Genomic DNA, 18,991 nt, shown 5'->3' with positions numbered 1-18,991 from the left:
TCGATCAGGAGTAAGATGAGTGTTCGGCTGAATCGGGTTCCTGGGTATTCGCTACGTTCTGATCAACCAAGCCCTGTAATCGGGTCCTTCGATCGTGGTAGGTTTGCGTAGCTACGTCACTCAGCGCCTGCAAAGCAAGCTGCGATTGTGGGGAAAATGTGCCACCATAAATCATCCGATCGGCTTCACGTAGCGCATCGGCAATGCGTTCGTTATTCATACGCTCGGCTATTTCGGGTGTTGTTAGCGACGTATAGGGCTGAAAATCAAGCTTTTCTAAATACGTTTTCCACAGCACAACCGCCTGGTTGGCCGTTTCTGCCGCCGTAAACGAATTGAGTCGCTGGCTAAGCCGATTGTAGTCGCGCAGGAAGCGGGTGTGTCGCCTGTTGAGCTGGTGCAATCGCCATAACCGCCTGATCGCCCGGCCAAACAATCCGTAGAGAAGTAGTGCCACCAGACTAATCATGAGTAAGCCAGTTGCCAGCACTGAGTAATTGAATTGTTGTTGTAAGGGAGCCAAATCGGTTTCGGTATCTAGTGTAAGCGACTGAGAACTGGTTATTATGCTACGTATTGGTGGGAGTTTCGAGTGTAGAAACACGGTGTCAATACCTGTCCATTGAACCGTGCAGTCGGCATCGTTGATAATCCGGATGGGTACACGTAGTAACTGAATTGAATCTGTCTCGAATGAAACCAGCGTATAAACGGCACTATCGCGACTGACTGCGTTATAGCCGCTACCCGTCGTCTGCGTAGCAAAAACGGCTACGTTCTGCACCTTGTATGGAGCGAAATTTCGGGCTGTATCGGGAAATAAAACGTCGAGTATCGGTGAATGTCGATACGTCAGCGCATACTGAAAGGGGCGGCCAATCTCGATGCTATCTGTCAGAAAATATCCCCACAATGGAGCTTGCCGCAATGGAGCTTGCCGCAATGGAGCTTGCCGTAGCGAAGACTGTATTTGCTGGGGTTGACGGATCGGTTGCGCCCAGCCTGCACCGGTCAAAAGCAAAAAGCCAGTAAGGATATAAGCGCAGACTACCTTCATTGATACTTTCTCACCCTAAACAATTCAACGAGTTTCGGTACAAAATCTTCCTGCGAATCCAGCGCAATGTAACTCGCATTAAACTGCTTGCAAAGTCGCTCCAACCGGGTCTGGTTCTGGTGGAACGTATCGTGTAGCCCCTTCCGAAACGAGGCCGAAGATGTATTGACCCAAACAGTTCGGCCAGTCTCGGTATCATGTACGGGAATAATCCCCAACTTAGGCAATTTCACCTCTCGCTGATCATACAGATGAATAACGACCAAATCATGTTTTTTCGCCAGGGCCTTAAGATTGTGTTCGTAGCTCAGGTCAATGAAATCAGAAAGCAGAATCACCACACTTCGGCGTTTGAGTACGTTAAGCGTAAACAGTAAGGCGTCGGCAATGCTTGTCCGGGTTGATTCGGGCTGCAGTTTATAGAGATTCATAATCAACTGATACCCTGTTTTCAAGCCGTTGGCTGGTTTCAGGTAACGCTCCTTCTGATCCGAGAAGCAATACATACCTACGTAGTTGGCTTCACGGATGGCTGAGAGCGCCAATACACCACATACTTCTTTTGTCGCGTCCAGTTTGTCACGATGGCGCGGCCCAACCTGCTGCGATGCGCTAACGTCTACTACGAAGAAAACCGTCTGATCTTTCTCTTCCCGGAATACTTTTACGAACGTGCCGTGGCCTTTCGATGATACGTTCCAATCAATAGCTCGCACATCATCGCCGTATTGATACGTGCGCAAGTCGCTGAATTCCAGGCCCGTTCCTTTGAATATAGAACGAAAACTACCACGCATCTGCGAGTTGACGGCCTTTCGTATGCGAATATCGAAATTACGGAGCTTAGCCAAGAACTCGTCCATACGAAACAGGCGTTATACTATTTTAACAATCAATCCCGAACTTTGCCAACAGGGATTAGCTTACAAAGCTATCATTTAAACGTATGCGCCGGAACCGATTTCAATCTCATCTGTGGACTCTGCTGGTAGGTAGCTGGCTGATGGCAGCCTGCACGGCTCCAGAAGATGAACGACCGGATAACCTGATTGCTCAAGACAAGATGGTCGATATTCTGACAGAAGTCCACATCGCAGAATCGCAGGTTAGCCGCTTGAGTTTGGGTTCACTTGACTCGTCGAACATTGCCTACAAGCATCTGGAAAGTCAGATATTTCGAAAGTTTGGTGTGGATACGGCAGTGTACCGGAAAAGTTATATTTTCTACTCATCGCATCCGAGCGATATGGAAGCCATGTACAAGCAAATTACCGAGCGGCTAAAGCAACGGGCTGATACGACAAAATCGAAGCAACCGAAGAAATCATGACAATCGGTATTATCGGTGCGGGAATTTCCGGCCTAACACTAGCCTACGAATTACAAAAACGCGGTGTTGATTACCATATTTGGGAAGCCGCCGATCAGGCAGGAGGTTACATTCAGTCTCGCCGGGAAGTGGTTGAAGGAGGAAGCTACCTGCGCGAATTGGGTCCAAATTCGTTACTTGGCGATGCTGATTTATTGCTTTGGCTCGATGAACTGGGCCTAACCCCTGACCTGACATTTAGCAAACCGGTGAGTAAAGTCCGTTACATTTTCCGGAATGGACAGTATCAGCAGTTACCGTCCGGGCCACCTTCCTTGTTGTTTGGTAGTTTTTTTAGCTGGAAGACCAAATGGGCCATCTTTCAGGAACGTAACAACAAAACGGTGTCACCCGAAAACGAAACGCTGGCACAGTTTTTTCGGCGTCGGTTTTCGGATGAGATCGTCGATTCAGCTCTAGGGCCGTTTGTCGCCGGTATTTATGCGGGTGACCCTGAGCAACTACTTGTTTCTGAGACGTTCCCATCATTGCTTGAGTATGAGAAAGAATATGGTTCAGTGCTACGTGGCCTGATAAAAAACCAATCGAAAACGGGCCGTCGGCAATCCTTTAGTTTTCGGGATGGTATGCAGATGTTGCCTAATGCGTTAGCTGCCAAACTCAAAAACCTGTCGCTTAGTAGTCCGGTTAAACGTATCGTTAAAACTACTGACGGCTGGCAGGTTGAAACGGTAACTGGTACGCAAGTAGTTGATACGCTGGTGTTAACTACTGGCACTGAGGTATCGAGCCATCTGGTGGAGCCTAATTATCCTACCTTCGCAAAGGCGCTACGTCAAATCACATATCCACCCATGACTGCTATTCATTCAGTGTATAAGCGGGCTGATGTGCGGCATCCCCTGGATGGGTTTGGGGGATTAAATCCGAAAAGTGAAAAGCGTTTTTCCAGCGGTCATATCTGGAGTAGTTCGGTGTTCGACGGGCGTTGTCCTGAAGACGAAGTGTTACTGACCACGATGGTTGGTGGACAAATGAATCCTGATAATGCCCGACTGCCCGACGATATTATTTTTCGCAATGTACATCAGGAGTTAGTAAACAGCTTCGGGATTAAGGCTAATGCGCCCGTTTTTCGCGCTATTCAGCGATGGGAGCGGGCAATTCCTCAGTATGATGCAGCTATCGTGGCTGTTAGACAGCCGGTTAAGGTTGCAGAAACCGACAATTTATATGTGTGCGCCAACTGGTACGGAGGCATTTCATTGTCTGACTGTATTCGTAAAGCCCGCGAGCTGGCTGAGCAATTAGTAGGTAAAGCAGGAATTAACAATTTTTAATGATTATTTTGTGCAGAAATTGAGGGGTTTATAGTTATATCAACAACTCCCCTTGTTAACCTTTATAGTATCTGTGAAAGAGCGCTTAGTCGTTATTCCTACATACAATGAAATTGAGAATATCGAAGCGATAATCCGAAAGACGTTTAGCCTGCCGGAGCCATTTGATATTCTTATCGTAGACGACGGCTCTCCCGACGGTACTGCTCAGCGCGTCCGTGATTTACAGGAAGAATTCCCGCCCAACGGGCCTTCTTTGCGACTTAATCTGCTCGAACGACGCGGGAAACTGGGCTTGGGGACGGCCTACATTGACGGGTTCAAATGGGCTTTGTCGCGTGGTTATCAGTTTCTGTTCGAAATGGATGCCGATTTCTCCCATAATCCTGAGGACTTAATTAAACTTTATCATGCCTGTGCAGACGAAGGCGCTACTCGGGCCGATGTTGCTGTTGGCTCACGCTATATCAAGGGGGTTAACGTAGTAAACTGGCCAATGAGCCGCGTACTGATGTCGTACTTTGCAGGTGTATACGTTCGGTTTATTACGGGGATGTCCATTATGGACCCAACGGCGGGATTCATTTGCTACCGGGCTGAAGTACTGGAAGTTATCTTGCATAATCCCATAAAATTCGTCGGTTACGCCTTCCAGATCGAAATGAAGTTCACGTGCTGGAAATACGGTTTTCGTATTCGCGAAGTGCCCATTATTTTTACTGACCGCACGAAAGGCGTCTCTAAAATGTCATCCAAGATTTTTAAAGAAGCCGTATTTGGCGTGCTGCAAATGAAAGTCAGCAGCTTTTTTCGGCACTACATTCCACGGCGGGAATCCACCTCGAAAGCCGAAGAGCCAATGAAGGCTGTTTGACAAGCTGCTTGAATCTCTTCTATACTTTATTTGGTTTTACTGGTATGCGCATGGTTTATTTCCCGGACCATGTTCATTAGACGTTTCCAGCACCGGCTAATTGTCTTCTTGTCCTGAGTTTTTGGGGTTGCCGACGTAGCTACGACTACAGGCTCAGGCTTGGCCGTTGTATTACGCGCTAATGCTGGGTTTTTTGCCAAACTACCAGCAGCTGTTTTCGACGGTACGCTTACTTCCTGACCAGATTTTGACGCCGTAGGAACCGTATTCTGCAATGGCATTGCCGTGGTTGCTGATGACACGAATAGACCGGTAGCCAGTAACGAAGGGGCTAGAAAGCCCATAGCTTTATTGATCGGCGTATTTCTCATGAGTAGTTTATAAAGAGTCAGTCTAGAGCTTCATTATCATCTTTTCATTGATACATGAACCACTTGTCGGAAGATAACGCAAATTAGTATTATTGAAATATATAATTGTATTGAAATATTTTGCTGAGCAAAAATTTTCGCACAAAGCGTCAGTTGATGTGATGATTTTTTGAAAGATTATACGGTACTCTTAACGTTTATGCCTCAATCATATTGTTAAGCACAGTAGTGGCAGAACGATTATTAGGTTATTTTGAAAATGGAGTATAAAGATATAAATAAAAAAATGATAAATTGTTTCTATATACTTTAATAAGGATTGGTAAGTCAAAATAAGCTCTTAACTAAGTTCTCCTGTAATTCTGTGCGTTAACGCCCACGGGAAACTGTTATCTTTGCCAGATCGTTTGTAAAAGACTATGTTCGAGAATCTTCAGGATAAACTTAATAAGGCTATCAAGACCCTAAAGGGGCAGGGCCGCATTACTGAAATTAACGTTGCCGCCACGATTAAGGAGGTGCGTCGTGCCCTTACCGACGCCGACGTTAACTACAAAGTTGCAAAAGACATTACCGATCGTATCCGCGATAAAGCACTCGACCGTAAAGTGCTAATTTCGGTTGAGCCGGGCCAGCTATTTGTCAAGATTGTGCAGGAGGAACTGACCGAGTTGATGGGTGGCGAAGCGCAGGGTATTAATATAAAAGGCGAGCCGGCCGTCCTACTGATTGCGGGATTGCAGGGGTCTGGTAAAACGACGTTCTCGGGTAAACTGGCAGCATACCTGAAAAAACAGGGACGTAACGTATTACTCGTTGCCGCCGACATTTATCGCCCAGCTGCCATTGACCAGCTGAAGGTATTGGGTGAGCAGGTTGGTGTGGATGTATACGCAGAACCGGAAAATAAAAATGCCGTTGAGATTGCACTCAATGCTATTGCGCAGGCGCGCAAAACCGGTAAGAAAATCGTCATTGTGGATACCGCCGGCCGTTTAGCGGTAGACGAAGCCATGATGCAGGAAATTGAAGCCGTTAAACGGGCAATCTCGCCTACGGAAACGTTGTTCGTTGTCGACTCAATGACAGGTCAGGATGCGGTCAATACAGCCAAGACGTTTAACGAACGGCTTAATTTTGATGGGGTAGTATTAACCAAGCTTGATGGTGATGCCCGTGGTGGAGCGGCTCTTTCAATCAAAACCGTCGTTAATAAACCAATCAAGTTTATTAGCACGGGTGAGAAGATGGAAGCGCTCGACGTATTCTATCCCGACCGCATGGCCAGCCGAATCCTGGGCATGGGCGACGTAATTTCGCTGGTAGAGCGGGCACAACAAGCTTTTGACGAGGACGAAGCCAAGCGTATTAATGCCAAGATGCGCAAGAATCAGTTCGACTTCGATGACTTCCTGTCGCAGTTGCAGCAGATCAAGAAGATGGGTAATGTTAAAGACCTGCTGGGGATGATTCCGGGAATGGGCAAAATGATTAAAGACTTGGATATTGATAACGAGTCCTTTAAGCCGATCGAAGCCATCATTAGCTCTATGACGCCTAAAGAACGTCAGCGTCCTGATATCATTGACGGTAGCCGGAAAAAACGTATTGCCGCCGGTAGTGGCACGAATATTCAGCAAGTGAATAATTTGCTGAAACAGTTCGATGAGATGCGCAAGATGATGAAGAAAATGAATACAATGCAGGCATCGGGTAAGATGAATAAAATGATGCGATAGTATCAGACTACTACCGCGAAAAAGCCGGGTAACTTTTTTATAAGTTACCCGGCTTTTTCGCGGTAGCAAGGCTTTATAACCTTATACGGTTCCACCATCAACGATTACTGTCTGCACCGCGTTGTGCGCCCAGTCAATGTTTATAAATCCAGATAATAGCGTCGGCGGGATGGGTTGAAGCGCTCGATGGCGTAACGGAGGGCTGTACGTGGCATCTGTTGAATGTTATCGTGTAAAAACTCGTCCAATGCATCGGCGTTGCGCTTACCGACTTCACGTAACATCCAGCCAATAGCTTTGTGGATAAGATCGTGTTTGTGGGGTAACAGAATTTCTGCGATCAAAAACGTATCGCTGAACTGCCCCAATCGAATCAAGGCCAGCGTTGAGACAACAGCCATTCGCTGGCTCCAGAGATGGTCTTCATGGGCGAGGTCATAGAGAATTGAGCGATCCCCTTTTGCTACGTGTTTTCCCAGTATATGTGGACAAGTAACATCTACTAAATCCCAGTTATTAATGTATTGACGGTTGGCTAAATAGCGTTCAAGAATTAACGCTTTTTGAGCTAATCCTGCTTTTTGGTTTTGCCCAACCCAGATTAACAGTCCTGCCATACGGCATTCGTGATAGGGATCTTGCACTAGCTTCTCCGCTTCGTCTATGGGTAAATGCTGGAATTGCTTCGCAACTTTACGTAGTTGTGGCATGGAAAGGCCTATAAACTGATCACCTTCTCCGTATTGCCCTTCCCCTGTCTTGAAAAAACGCGCTAATGCCGCAGCCCGTTCGGGTTGTTTCAAAGCCAGAAGCGTATTTTTTGCATCGGTATAGGTTGGTTTCATAGCTATAAATACTGGCAGAGATTCGTATGAATCTCTGCCAGTATTTATAGTGTGCCCGTACTCTGATCAATCGTTTAGCTTCGAACGTACGAACTCCTGTTCCGACAACAAGGGCAGGGTATAGAGCATCGTTTTATTTCGCTCAAACGTTGGTCGGTCAATGTCGGCGGCCAGATATTGACCTTTAACGAAGGCTTCAACCGTCCGTTTGATCAACTCGGCATCGCTGGGACGTTCTTCTTCATCCAGCAGCAGTACGTCGTTTTCCTGATCCCGTAAAGGCAGCGTTGTGCCAGGTTGTTCAGGCCGAATGATCGTCGTACCGTTATAGCTGGTTGGTGTCTGCTTATCGTCGTTTTTGACACTAACGCCCGTTGGTTCCGGGGCAATTTCATCACCACTCTCATCAACAAGTACTAATTCGCCTGCTGGCTCTTCTTCAGTCACCACGTCTTGTGGCTGCTCTGCTGGCTCGGGTTCAGTAATGACTTCTGTTGGTTCCAGAATAGCTGGATTCGTACCGTCAAAACCGGCTGCAATAATCGTTACCCGCAAACTTTCGCCTAACGCTTCATCGGTGATCGCCCCGAATTTAAACATTCGGGCTTCATTCTGAATTTTCTTGGCAACGTGTTCTGAAATAGCCATTTGCTCTTTCAGACGCATGGCATATGCTTTACTTGACGAAATAGTCAGCAGAATACGCTTGGCCCCCCGAATGTCGTGGTCATTGAGCAGTGGCGAATTCAGAGCGGCCTCAATAGCCCGTATGGCCCGGTCTTCACCGGCGGCTTCTGCTGATCCCATTACCGACTGGCCTGCACCTTCGAGAACTTTCTTTACGTCGGCAAAGTCAGCGTTGATATCCCCCTGCGTCGTAATAATTTCGGCAATGCTTTTTACAGCATTGGCCAGTACGTCGTCGGCATGGGCGTAAGCTTCTGTCCATGTCAGTTCACTGTATAATTCGGCCAGCTTATCATTTAAAACAACAAGGACGGTATCACAGCTTTTCTTAAGCTTTTCGATACCTTCTCGCGCCTGTTCTTTTTTGTCGGTTCCTTCATACCAGTATGGGGCTGTGACAACAGCAACTGTCAGCAGTCCCATCTCCCGAGCCATTTCCGCAACTACGGGAGCTGCTCCTGTACCCGTACCACCGCCCATACCTGCCGTAATGAAAACCATTTTGGTAGGCGGAGCTAATAGATTACGGATTTCTTCGATGCTGGCACGTGCAGCATCTTCGCCAGCTTTCGCTTCAGTACCAGCCCCTAAGCCATCACCCAACTGTAACTTAGTGGGTACGGGATTGCTCATAAGTGCCTGACGATCAGTATTGCAAACAGCAAAACTCACATCCTGCATTTTGAGTTCGTGCATGTGTTTAACGGCATTGCCGCCCATGCCGCCAACGCCGACAACCTTTATTATGATCGGATTATCGTCTGGTATTTCGAATCTATAGCCCTGACTATTCATCGTGTCGGTATGTGGTGTCTTTTTGTGTTACAAAACTGTATATTTATCAGCAAACCGGTATCCTGCCGGTTTGTTACAATCATCAATATGGATCGGTTTCGTTCCCCCGTATTGGTTGCGTCAACTTACGGAACCATTTCATAAGTTGCCCTTCTTCGGCTTCTTTCGGTTGTTCTACCGGTGGTTTTGAAACAGGCGGTTTGGCCGTGCCGATCGGAGGATTTGGATTCCCATAAGATGGCCGAACCGGCGTAGTAACAGGCTGTTCATCATAAATAGCCCGATTTGGATCACTTATGAACGAGATACGATTGTCAATTGTCTTGTAGCCAGCCCATACCAGCCCAACGGCCGTTGCATAAGCAGGATCACCAACTAAATCGGCACGGCCGTTAGGTTCCAGATGTTCAGGAAATCCAACGCGCACTTCTTCAACACCCGTTACGCGACCAAAAATGTGCTCTACGCCTGGAATCAAGGCTGAACCGCCCGTCAGTACAAGACCGCCCAGCAATTTGCCATCGTAGCCAGAGCGAATGATTTCAGCCTGCACCAGTGCCGCAATTTCACGTAGCCGATCTTCGATAATGAGGGCCACATTTTTTAGCAGAACGTCTTTGGGTTTTCGGTTACTCAATCCAGGCACGGCTACAACCTCGTTGAGATTGTATTCGGTAGGATTGGCACTGCCAAATTTTTTCTTGAGTTGCTCTGCCTGATTGGGCAGGATTTTACACCCTGCCTGAATATCGGATGTCAGGCTATTGCCTGCCCAGGGGAAGACCGCAACATGACGTAGTACATTCCGGTAGTAAATGGCCATTTCGGTGGTTCCACCGCCAATATCTACCAGAGCGACACCCGCGTATTTTTCTTCGTCCGTCAGTACGGCCAATCCGGAAGCCAGCGCCGACAACATCATCGTGTCCTGCGCCAAATTGTTGCGCGTAATACACTTACGAATGTTTCGGGCTGCGTTCGCCTGAGCCGTAATCAGTTGAAAATCGGCGCCCAGTTTAACGCCGTTACGACCAACAGGCTGGTTTACATTTGTCTCTGTATCGACCACGAAGTCCATTGGCAAAACATGGATAATCTCCTTGTCGGCCGGTATCGAAGTGCGGTACATGTCATTCAGCAGATGGTCTATATCTTCGGTCTGGATCTCGTCGCCCGATGAAGAACGCGTAATACTACCACTGGACTTAACCGATGTTACATGGGCACCGCTAAAACTGACATTGACTAAGTGAATGTTCAGGTTCGATTGATTGGAAGCCTCTGCTACTGCACGCCGAATAGCGTTCACCGTATTATTGACATTCACGACCGAGCCTTTAGCTACGCCGTCGGTTAGTGTCGTTTCGCCCACACCCAGTACTTCGAGTGTTTCCTGTTCTTTATTGTTACGAATCAACCGTCCAGCTACTGCACACACTTTAGTGCTACCAATGTCCAGACCCACTACTATTTTCTCGTCCATGCCCGTTGTTGTCATTCGCAAACTAATTGGTTTCGGTATTGAACGCTCACTCGGCTATAACGATCCCATCCTTTAGCCGGTAAAACGTCCGTGTAAACTAATTTCAGCTTCTTAAACTTTGCGTCCAGATCAGTAGGCGGTCCAAACTCAATTTGGTGATTGCCCATCTGTGGCCACATAATTACTTCGCCCTGCTCATCTACCGATAATTCAGTAATTTGTGCCCGCCAGAACGGATCATCATGAATTCGTTTTAGCAAATCTAACAATGGCCGGTTACGCTCACTAACCAGCGAACGATTCTGACGAAAGTAATTTCCTGTCAGAATTGGCACCCGGGCTGAATAATTCATCGAAATCGGAAAAAAATGCCCTTCCTCACTTACGTACTGTCCAGATACGGCTCGAACCCCATCACTAACCACCATTAATCGGGCCAGCGGACGAGGTTGTTCAATCACGACGAGCAAGTCCCCCGTCAAGTCACGCGATACCTGGCATCTTTTTACCAATCCATGGGTTTGCAATCTTTTCTCCAACTGTCGGAAATCGACTTCTTTGTAGTCTTTTCCAATAATTGGATCGGCACCTCCATTGGTTAAGTAGCCCATTACGTCCCGGCGCGTCAGAAATTGATGTCCATCAATCTGATCGAGCCGAATAATAACGGCCCGAACGTGCTTCTGTCCATGCCTGATTTCGGTGAAAGCAATAAGCCCAAATAAGCTCAAAAGTCCCCCGATTGTAAGCAACCACTTTTTGGATGATTTAAAGGTAGAAAACATCTGTAAATAAGCTTAATTGTTTTCCAGATATTTTTATCTATTGGTATTCAACGATGTTTTTTAATGTTGGCAACAGTTGATCTATATCTCCTGCACCAATGGTTACAAGCAAAGAGGGTCGCATTTGTTGCACAACGTCGGGTAATTCGGCTTTGGTGCATTTTATTTTAGTTTTCGATTGTATGTCCCGAAATATCAAATCCGACGTAACACCTTCCATAGGTAGCTCACGGGCCGGATAAATATCCAACAGAATAACAGTATCGGCCAAGGACAGACTTTCGGCAAAACCCGCGGCAAAATCGCGTGTTCGACTGAACAGGTGCGGTTGGAAAATGGCGGTTAATTCTCGATCGGGATATAAGGCCTTAACTGACGATAAAAATGCCTGCACTTCAGCCGGATGGTGAGCGTAGTCGTCAATAAGGATAGCAGAATCTGTTTTAAGTACGTACTCAAACCGTCGCCGAACACCTCGGTAACTGGCCAGTGCCGACCGAACGGCTTCTGGCGATACGCCCACTTGCAGGGCTACTGCTCCAGCCGCAACCGCATTTTCAACGTTGTGAAAACCAGGTACGATCAGATTAATATCTGCAATAACGCCTTTTGGATGTACAATATCAAATATGAAGGACGCTTGTTCGATTCGCAGGTTTTGGCTGTGATACTCACCTTCCTGTAATGAATACTGTCGAACAGTGGCTTTTGTTTTATCCGCCAGCGATAATCCTTTTTTCATAAACAGTACACCGTCTGATTCAATTTGGCTAACGAAAATTCCAAACGATTCCAGTACGGCCTCATGGGCTCCGTAAATATCCAGATGATCGGCATCGGTTGAGGTCACGATGGCGAATGTTGGAAACAAGGTCAGAAATGAACGGTCAAATTCGTCGGCCTCTACCACGCATACCACCGACCGTAGATCGTCGGCAGGTTCGTTGAGCAGGAAATTCGTGCCGTAGTTATTTGTAATGCCTCCCAGGAAAGCCGCGCAGTTGACCCCCGCATCGCGCAGGATATGAGCAACCATCGACGACGTAGTGGTTTTGCCGTGTGTACCCGCTACCCCAATGGTGGTCATCTGGCCTGCCAGCAAGCCTAACACCTGCGAGCGTTTCTGAAGCGTGAATCTATTTTCGACGAAGTAAATATATTCAGCATGCGTTTTCGGAACGGCCGGTGTATAAATCACCAAGGTTTCGGCTGGATTTTCCCGAAAGCGGGCTGGTATAAGGTCAACATCTTCGGAAAAATGAATAGCCATACCTTCAGCTTGCAACGAATTTGTAAGGGCCGTTTGAGTTTTGTCGTATCCCGCTACGTCATACCCGTTTACTTGGAACCAACGAGCTAGCGCACTCATGCCGATACCACCGATACCGAGAAAATAAATGTATTTGAATTGATCTAATGTCATTACTTGAGGCAGGAAAGGGAGAAACGTACATTTCTCCGCTCCCCATTATTTTGTTAATTTGATTACTTCGTCGGCAATATCGCGGGCTGCATTTGGCTTTGCCAGTGTCTTTATCTGGGTGCGTAATTGTTGCTGTTGCGTTGGGTTGTTTAGTAAGCTCAGGGCAGACGTAATGAGTTCTTCGCGAGCAGCGCGATCATTGACCAGCAACGCAGCGTTATGCTCTACCAGGCTCATAGCGTTTTTAGTTTGATGATCTTCAGCCGCTGCTGGGAAAGGGACCAGAATGGCCGGGCGCCCCACTAAACACAATTCGGAAACTGACAAAGCACCAGCCCGCGACACCACTACGTCAGCAACGGCATAGGCTTTATCCATATCGTAAATAAAGTCATAGGCCTTAATCAAAGGCGAACCGACAGCCGCTACTGCTGCTTTAGCCCGTTCACTAAAACCCGGTCCCGTTTGCCAGACCACCTGAATGCCTGCATCTACAAAACGCTGTAAACCAGTTTCTATACTCTCATTAATGGTTCGAGCTCCCTGACTACCGCCAATAATCAAAAGGGTAGGGCGGCTCGCTTCTAACCCAAATAATAATCGGCCAGACGCTGTCTGCTGGTCAGCCAGTTGGATATCGTTACGTACCGGATTGCCCGTTAATTTAATTTTATCGGCGGGAAAAAATTGCTCCATCCCGGGATAGGCTACACAAACGCGCTTCGCCCAACGAGCTAATACTTTGTTGGTCAGACCAGCATAAGAGTTCTGTTCCTGAATCAGGGTGGGAATACCCTTTAGTGAAGCGGCCAGTAATAATGGGCCGCTGGCGTACCCTCCTACACCGACGGCTGCGTCGGGTTGGAAGTCGCGAACAATTTGCCGGGCACGTAGTAAACTCCGGCCTAATTTGATCGGGAAGCCCAAATTAGCCAGGGTCAGTTCGCGTCTTATACCAACAACCGGCAACCCGACAATGGTATAGCCAGCACGAGGTACTTTTTCCATCTCCATTTTACCCTCGGCCCCAACAAATAAAATTTCCGTAGCTGGATCAATGGCTTTCAGCTCATTGGCGATCGCTATCGCCGGGTAAATATGTCCGCCGGTTCCGCCCCCGCTGATGATAACTTTCATACTTAAATTTTGCTTTCGTCGGCTTCGTCGCGGCTCACACTCAACACAATGCCGATAGCTAAACCTGTGAATATGAGGGATGTCCCTCCCATACTTAATAACGGCAATGGTTGCCCTGTTACGGGTGCTAAACCAATAGCTACGCAAATGCTGGCAAAAGCCTGAAACACAATGCTAAAGGTTAATCCCGCCGACAGTAATCCACCGAAAGGCCGGGTGGCTTTCTGAAGTGTTTTCATGCCTCGCCACAAAAACCATATGTAGGCAAGTACGACTGGAATACCACCCAGTAGTAGACCGTACTCTTCCACGATGATGGCGTAGATGAAGTCCGAAAATGGATTTGGTAACGTATTACGCTGGTGACTGTTGCCGGGTCCCTGGCCCGTTATCCCTCCATTGGCTAGAGCTATGTATGACTGTTCCACTTGGTAAGGGAGCGTATCTGACTTAGTAAAAATAGCAACTCGGTTGACGGCTGTTTCCAGGCGTTGACCAACGGCTAAGGCTATTCCGCCAAATAGAATACAGGCCGCAATCATATAGCCTAAATACCGCACCGGTACCCGGCCAATGTACATTAATAGAAAGCAGGTTGCGCCCAGCAACAGTGCTGTTGATGTATTGGACAGGATAATAAGCGAGCAGATAAGCGCAATCCAGATGATCAGGTTAAATAACACACTGGGGTCACTCATGAAGCGCTGACGTTTGGCTAACATGGCTGCCAGATTGGAAATAAGCGCTAGTTTGGCCAAATCTGATGGCTGAAATGTCTGGTTAATAATGGGAATTGTTACCCAGCGTGATGCGTCGTTTAAGGTTGCTCCTTTGAAAAAGGCCCATAATAATAAGGGAACAGACAACCACAGGCCATATTTCGACAAGCGGGCGTAGTAGACGTAATTAATTTTATGCGCGAAATAGGTACAGGCGATTCCAATCAGCAATAGTGAGCCATGTTTGAGCAGAAAGACTTCGGTGTTGCCATCGAGTTCCCGAAAGGCCTTGGTACCGGTCGCACTATAAACGACCAACACGCTCATAATGGACAGATAGAGGACAATCCACCAGATCTGGCGGTCACCTTTAAGATGCGTACGAATCCACTCGCGTAAAACCATGGTTTCTACTGATAAATGATGAGTTATGAATGATAGATGATTTGGCCCGCAAGCATTTATCATTTGTCATCCACCATTAATTTTTTTACTGCAGCTTTAAACTGATTGCCCCGGTCTTCGTAATTTTTAAATAAATCGAAACTCGCACAGGCAGGTGATAATAGCACGACATCACCGGATTGGCCCCATTCAAGTCCTTTCGCTATCGCATCCGTAATCAGCTGCGTTTCATAAATAGCGGAAACCTTACCGCCGAAATAATCTACTAATTTGTGATTATCTACACCAAGGCAAATCAATGCTTTTACTTTCTGGCGTACTAATTCATCAAGCTGGTGATAATCGTTGCCTTTATCCTGACCGCCAGCGATCCAGATTGTTGGGGCATCCATACTCGCCAGCGCATAAAAAACAGAGTCAACGTTGGTCGCTTTCGAGTCGTTAATGAACGTAATACCGTTGATTATTCCGGCTGGCTCAAGCCGATGGGCTGCATTCTGAAAGGTTTTCAGCCCGGTCTCAATGGCCTCTTTCATTATACCTACAGCCTGTGCTGCCAAGATTGCCGCCAGCATGTTAATGGCGTTGTGAGGACCACGGAGGGGCGTTTCTGCCTGTGCGATGGCAAAAGAGTGCTCTTTATACTGAGTGATTAGTTGACCATCGGCTAAGTAGCCACCGGGCGCTACGCTCGTTTGCAATGAAATGGGCAGGCGATCAACAATGGGTTGCCGTTTGGCTAACTCGTCCAGAATAGGTTGGCTTTCGGCGAAATAAATAAATTGATCATCAGGATGAGCATTCTGCAAGATTCGAAACTTAGACGCTATATAGTTCCGGAAATCATATCCGTAGCGATCAAGATGATCGGGTGTGATATTGAGCAGGATCATTACGTCGAGATGCGTATCATACATACCGTCTAACTGAAAACTGCTTAGTTCCAGTACATAATAATCGAACGTGTCGTTGATAACCTGTTCGGCAAAACTATCACCAATGTTGCCTGCCAATCCAACATTAAAGCCCGCTGTTTTGAGTAGGTGATAGATGAGTAACGTAGTGGTCGTTTTGCCGTTACTTCCGGTTATACCAATAAGTTTGGCTTTAGTATAGCGGGCCGCAAATTCGATTTCCGAAATAATGGGCGTTCCCTGCGCTCGAAGCTTTTGTACTAGTGGCGCTGTGGCCGGAATGCCGGGACTTTTAATAACTTCGGTTGCTCTTAAAATTTGATCTTCAGTGTGTTGGCCTTCTTCAAACCGAATCCCGGCAGTTTGGAGTGTAATTCGATACCTGTCTTTCAGCGCACTTTTATCCGATAGAAAAACATCAAAGCCTTTCGCCTGAGCCAGCAACGCTGCTCCTACACCGCTTTCGCCCCCGCCAAGAACGACTATTTTCTTAACTGACATAATAAAAATTTACTATGGCAAAATAACGCATAAATACAGAAGCCCCGGCTATAGACCAGGGCTTTTCATTTATTTTTCTAGATTCAGTTTATTGTTTCGCTGCCAGGGAGCTTGATAAACGAGCGCGGTTGGCCACTTTAACAATAAGGAAAACGACCCAGGCAATGATTAAAAACTGGATGACCGTATTCAAAAAGTTACCATACCGAATAGCTACTTCGGGGGCTGTACCTACAGCTTCTTTAAGAACAAGTTTTAATTGACTGAAATCAACACCACCAAGCACTAAACCCAGGATCGGATTGATAATGTCTTCAACCAGAGAGGCCGTAATTTTACCGAAAGCCGCGCCAATGATAACACCAACGGCCAAGTCAAGAACATTGCCTTGAGCAATGAATGTGCGAAATTCACTTAACATGGATTGCGTAGTTTAGAGTAGATAAATAATTGCTTATCAAGCGCAAATAAGCTATATCATGCGGTAAACTACTTAAAATCTTCCAGGTAATGGATCTGTTGCTTTTAGTGGATCGACTTTTTTCTTAAAGGAACTGAGATTATAGACCAACCCAATGGCCAGCGTTTGCTGAATTTGTAAAGACGAACTGAAGTCTTTATTGTACAGAGCAATTAACCCGAACGTAGTGTTCAGATAGCGATTTATTTTAGCTGTCAGCAGAAGATCAAGCCTGTGGTTGATGTTATCCAGATGTGAATACTCCGTGAAAAGTTGATACCGGGCATTCAACGATATATTGTCGGTCAGGTTTCGATTTATTACCGTTTGCAATTGAAAGGCCAACCACTCAGTTCTGGTACTTTGGCCCTGTGCAACGCCATAAACAGTCGCGGTAGGGTCAGGGACGTAGATGCCCGCAGAATTTACACTTACCCGTACACGCTGATCCGACAGAAATGTAACGCGTGGTGCGATTGGGCTCATACGTAGCGAGAACCAGTCGTTAGGTTTATAGGCTATACCCGCGGATAATGTCAACTGAGCCGGTGAAAAGAAGTTAGATACACGCAGGCGTGTTTGGTCAGCAGGCAGTTTATCGTAGCGATAGCCAGGGGCAAAAAATGTGTTGAATGTTCCTGAGATAAATAGGTCCCATTTAGAGGCAATTTTGTGTCCAAATACCGAAATTATGATAATCTGATCGGCCGATTTTCGCGACGTACCTAACTGGCTGACATAGCCTAGCTGTAAGTCAGCCGTATTATCCCAGGAGGTTTTTCCTTTTTCGTATAAGGCACGGGCGGCAATAACTCCTCCCAATGCCATCGAATTAACTCCTCCACCCGACCAGTTGCTAAAGGAAGTCTGGTTAAAGCTAACCCCTCCCGAGAAAGATCGCTGCCAGTAAGACGTATCAGGCTTTACCGATATTGTATCTTTAAAATTTGTCGTAACTCTGGTGGAATCCTGCCCTATGGCACTGCTTAAGGAGAGACAGCTTGCTATAAAGCACAGTATGCTTATTTTCATGAGTATTTGAGTGTAGTCGGCGACGAAATTACGAAGCAACTGGATTCTCAAACACCTCTACCTTTTTTGTCTGTAACGCTTGTAGTGGAATTACAGTCGTTGTGGCGCCGGTCCGTAGTGTTAATGATAACGTGTCAATTTTTATGATTTCACCCGTTGTGTCCTCGATCTGAATTGTCTGACCTTCTTTATATTTATTTTTAGTATAAAAGGACGATAGGATATTGGCCATTATGTCTCGGGAAGCAATCCCGTAACCAATAGCAAATGCAAAAATGACTCCACCGATAATAAGGTTGAAACTTGACTCAAGTAGTTCTGTATTTATTCCTGCTTGACCTAACGCACTGATAACTGTGATGATCAGGAAGAAAATAAAGACAATCATGCTTAGCAATCGACCGGAAGCAATATTGAATGATTGACATAGGCTAAGTACCGCTCCGCGTAATGCATCGGCCAATAATACGCCCACCTGTAACATAATAGCGGCTACAATCAGCTTGGGAATAAAATTTACCAGCGACGACACCATTTCAGTGATAGCGGCTACCCCCAGAGTCTCCGTGGCAGCCGTAATAAACATCAAAAGAATGTAGTAATAAAGGACTTTAGCGATGATTTCGCTCAGCTTAATTTCAGTCTTAAGCTGCTTTATAATGTTGATTTCATTCAGCCGATTACCAATTTTGTCGAAACCTACCCGGCCCAGAATCCGCTGGATAATAAAAGCCGTCAGTCGGGCAATGCCAATACCAATTAACAGTATGAGCATTGCCCCAAATATACGGGGTACAAATTCGACAAACTGGTTAATTAAGTTTTGAAATGTATTACGTACTACTTCTGCTAGATTGGGGAGTTGTTTCATGAGGGAAGGTTTGGTTCTTCGGAGGTGACTTAGTCTGGATTGACCAGCACGGAGGCCAGTCCGAACAGATCGCCTACGTAGAGGTCTATGATAGTTATAGCGTTTCTGATGAGATCAATTTCGGATACTAGCTCAGCTTTCAAATGAGGAGGGCAAACATCATCTGGCTCAAGTTCTTTAAATGGGTTCACAGTTTCCATAGTAGTTCTTTAAGAGAATTCAA

General features: G+C 46.6%; 19 protein-coding genes. 4 read left to right on the top strand and 15 right to left on the bottom strand.

Annotation, left to right across the window (positions count from 1 at the left end):
* Positions 1 to 4 precede the first annotated feature (4 nt).
* Both ACYVEA_RS22040 and ACYVEA_RS22035 read right to left on the bottom strand, forming a co-directional pair.
* Positions 5 to 1,057, bottom strand: a complete 1,053-nt coding sequence (locus ACYVEA_RS22040; RefSeq protein WP_461115605.1) for a hypothetical protein — start codon at positions 1,055 to 1,057, stop codon at positions 5 to 7.
* Complete coding sequence (locus tag ACYVEA_RS22035; RefSeq protein ID WP_093825783.1) at positions 1,054 to 1,920, bottom strand: DUF58 domain-containing protein; 867 nt, start codon at positions 1,918 to 1,920, stop codon at positions 1,054 to 1,056. The genes ACYVEA_RS22040 and ACYVEA_RS22035 overlap by 4 nt, the downstream gene beginning before the upstream one ends.
* 83 nt (positions 1,921 to 2,003) lie before the next feature.
* On the opposite strand from ACYVEA_RS22035, the gene ACYVEA_RS22030 reads away from it, so the two are divergent.
* The 3 genes from ACYVEA_RS22030 to ACYVEA_RS22020 all read left to right on the top strand — a co-directional run bounded on the left by ACYVEA_RS22030 (position 2,004) and on the right by ACYVEA_RS22020 (position 4,601).
* Complete coding sequence (locus tag ACYVEA_RS22030) at positions 2,004 to 2,387, top strand: DUF4296 domain-containing protein (RefSeq protein WP_461115604.1); 384 nt, start codon at positions 2,004 to 2,006, stop codon at positions 2,385 to 2,387.
* A complete protein-coding gene (gene hemG / locus ACYVEA_RS22025) occupies positions 2,384 to 3,727 on the top strand; it encodes a protoporphyrinogen oxidase (protein WP_461115603.1) in 1,344 nt (447 codons plus the stop codon). Before ACYVEA_RS22030 ends, hemG begins: the two co-directional genes overlap by 4 nt.
* 73 nt (positions 3,728 to 3,800) lie before the next feature.
* Positions 3,801 to 4,601: a polyprenol monophosphomannose synthase gene (locus tag ACYVEA_RS22020; protein ID WP_461115602.1), complete on the top strand. Its 801-nt coding sequence runs from the start codon at positions 3,801 to 3,803 to the stop codon at positions 4,599 to 4,601.
* Between the two features lie 26 nt (positions 4,602 to 4,627).
* Here the strand turns inward: ACYVEA_RS22020 and ACYVEA_RS22015 are convergent, their stop codons facing one another.
* Positions 4,628 to 4,972, bottom strand: coding sequence for a hypothetical protein (locus ACYVEA_RS22015; protein WP_461115601.1), 345 nt, complete (start codon positions 4,970 to 4,972; stop codon positions 4,628 to 4,630).
* Positions 4,973 to 5,391: 419 nt separating this feature from the next.
* Here ACYVEA_RS22015 and ffh point away from each other — a divergent pair, with 419 nt between their 5' ends.
* The gene (ffh, locus tag ACYVEA_RS22010) at positions 5,392 to 6,711 is read left to right on the top strand and encodes a signal recognition particle protein (RefSeq protein ID WP_461115600.1); all 1,320 of its coding nucleotides are present in this window, start codon (positions 5,392 to 5,394) and stop codon (positions 6,709 to 6,711) included.
* 140 nt (positions 6,712 to 6,851) lie between these two features.
* Here ffh and ACYVEA_RS22005 read toward each other — a convergent pair whose 3' ends face one another.
* The 12 genes from ACYVEA_RS22005 to ACYVEA_RS21950 all read right to left on the bottom strand — a co-directional run bounded on the left by ACYVEA_RS22005 (position 6,852) and on the right by ACYVEA_RS21950 (position 18,968).
* Entirely contained in the window at positions 6,852 to 7,556 is a 705-nt protein-coding gene (locus ACYVEA_RS22005) for a DNA alkylation repair protein (RefSeq protein WP_461115599.1), read from the bottom strand.
* 66 nt (positions 7,557 to 7,622) lie between these two features.
* Positions 7,623 to 9,038, bottom strand: coding sequence for a cell division protein FtsZ (gene ftsZ, locus ACYVEA_RS22000; protein ID WP_461115598.1), 1,416 nt, complete (start codon positions 9,036 to 9,038; stop codon positions 7,623 to 7,625).
* An 82-nt stretch (positions 9,039 to 9,120) separates the two neighbouring features.
* Complete coding sequence (ftsA, locus tag ACYVEA_RS21995; RefSeq protein ID WP_461115597.1) at positions 9,121 to 10,536, bottom strand: cell division protein FtsA; 1,416 nt, start codon at positions 10,534 to 10,536, stop codon at positions 9,121 to 9,123.
* Positions 10,533 to 11,306, bottom strand: coding sequence for a cell division protein FtsQ/DivIB (locus ACYVEA_RS21990; protein ID WP_461115596.1), 774 nt, complete (start codon positions 11,304 to 11,306; stop codon positions 10,533 to 10,535). The genes ftsA and ACYVEA_RS21990 overlap by 4 nt, the downstream gene beginning before the upstream one ends.
* A gap of 37 nt (positions 11,307 to 11,343) precedes the next feature.
* Positions 11,344 to 12,729 carry a UDP-N-acetylmuramate--L-alanine ligase gene (gene murC, locus ACYVEA_RS21985; RefSeq protein WP_461115595.1) on the bottom strand — a complete coding sequence of 462 codons (1,386 nt, stop codon included), beginning with the start codon at positions 12,727 to 12,729 and terminating at the stop codon, positions 11,344 to 11,346.
* A gap of 45 nt (positions 12,730 to 12,774) precedes the next feature.
* Positions 12,775 to 13,866 (bottom strand): undecaprenyldiphospho-muramoylpentapeptide beta-N-acetylglucosaminyltransferase, encoded by a 1,092-nt coding sequence (murG, locus tag ACYVEA_RS21980; RefSeq protein WP_461115594.1) that lies wholly within the window; start codon positions 13,864 to 13,866, stop codon positions 12,775 to 12,777.
* 2 nt (positions 13,867 to 13,868) lie between these two features.
* Positions 13,869 to 14,990: an FtsW/RodA/SpoVE family cell cycle protein gene (locus ACYVEA_RS21975; RefSeq protein ID WP_461115593.1), complete on the bottom strand. Its 1,122-nt coding sequence runs from the start codon at positions 14,988 to 14,990 to the stop codon at positions 13,869 to 13,871.
* 59 nt (positions 14,991 to 15,049) lie between these two features.
* Positions 15,050 to 16,405: a UDP-N-acetylmuramoyl-L-alanine--D-glutamate ligase gene (murD, locus tag ACYVEA_RS21970; RefSeq protein WP_461115592.1), complete on the bottom strand. Its 1,356-nt coding sequence runs from the start codon at positions 16,403 to 16,405 to the stop codon at positions 15,050 to 15,052.
* Between the two features lie 88 nt (positions 16,406 to 16,493).
* Positions 16,494 to 16,826: a large-conductance mechanosensitive channel protein MscL gene (gene mscL / locus ACYVEA_RS21965; protein ID WP_461115591.1), complete on the bottom strand. Its 333-nt coding sequence runs from the start codon at positions 16,824 to 16,826 to the stop codon at positions 16,494 to 16,496.
* Between the two features lie 72 nt (positions 16,827 to 16,898).
* Entirely contained in the window at positions 16,899 to 17,897 is a 999-nt protein-coding gene (locus tag ACYVEA_RS21960) for a DUF3078 domain-containing protein (protein ID WP_461115590.1), read from the bottom strand.
* 28 nt (positions 17,898 to 17,925) lie between these two features.
* The gene (locus tag ACYVEA_RS21955; protein ID WP_461115589.1) at positions 17,926 to 18,768 is read right to left on the bottom strand and encodes a mechanosensitive ion channel family protein; all 843 of its coding nucleotides are present in this window, start codon (positions 18,766 to 18,768) and stop codon (positions 17,926 to 17,928) included.
* A 29-nt stretch (positions 18,769 to 18,797) separates the two neighbouring features.
* Entirely contained in the window at positions 18,798 to 18,968 is a 171-nt protein-coding gene (locus tag ACYVEA_RS21950; protein ID WP_461115588.1) for a hypothetical protein, read from the bottom strand.
* Between the last annotated feature and the right edge of the window lie 23 nt (positions 18,969 to 18,991).

This window comes from Spirosoma jeollabukense (genome assembly GCF_054777855.1).
Note: the sequence above shows the minus strand (reverse complement) of the source record. Positions and strands in the feature narration are given on the sequence as shown.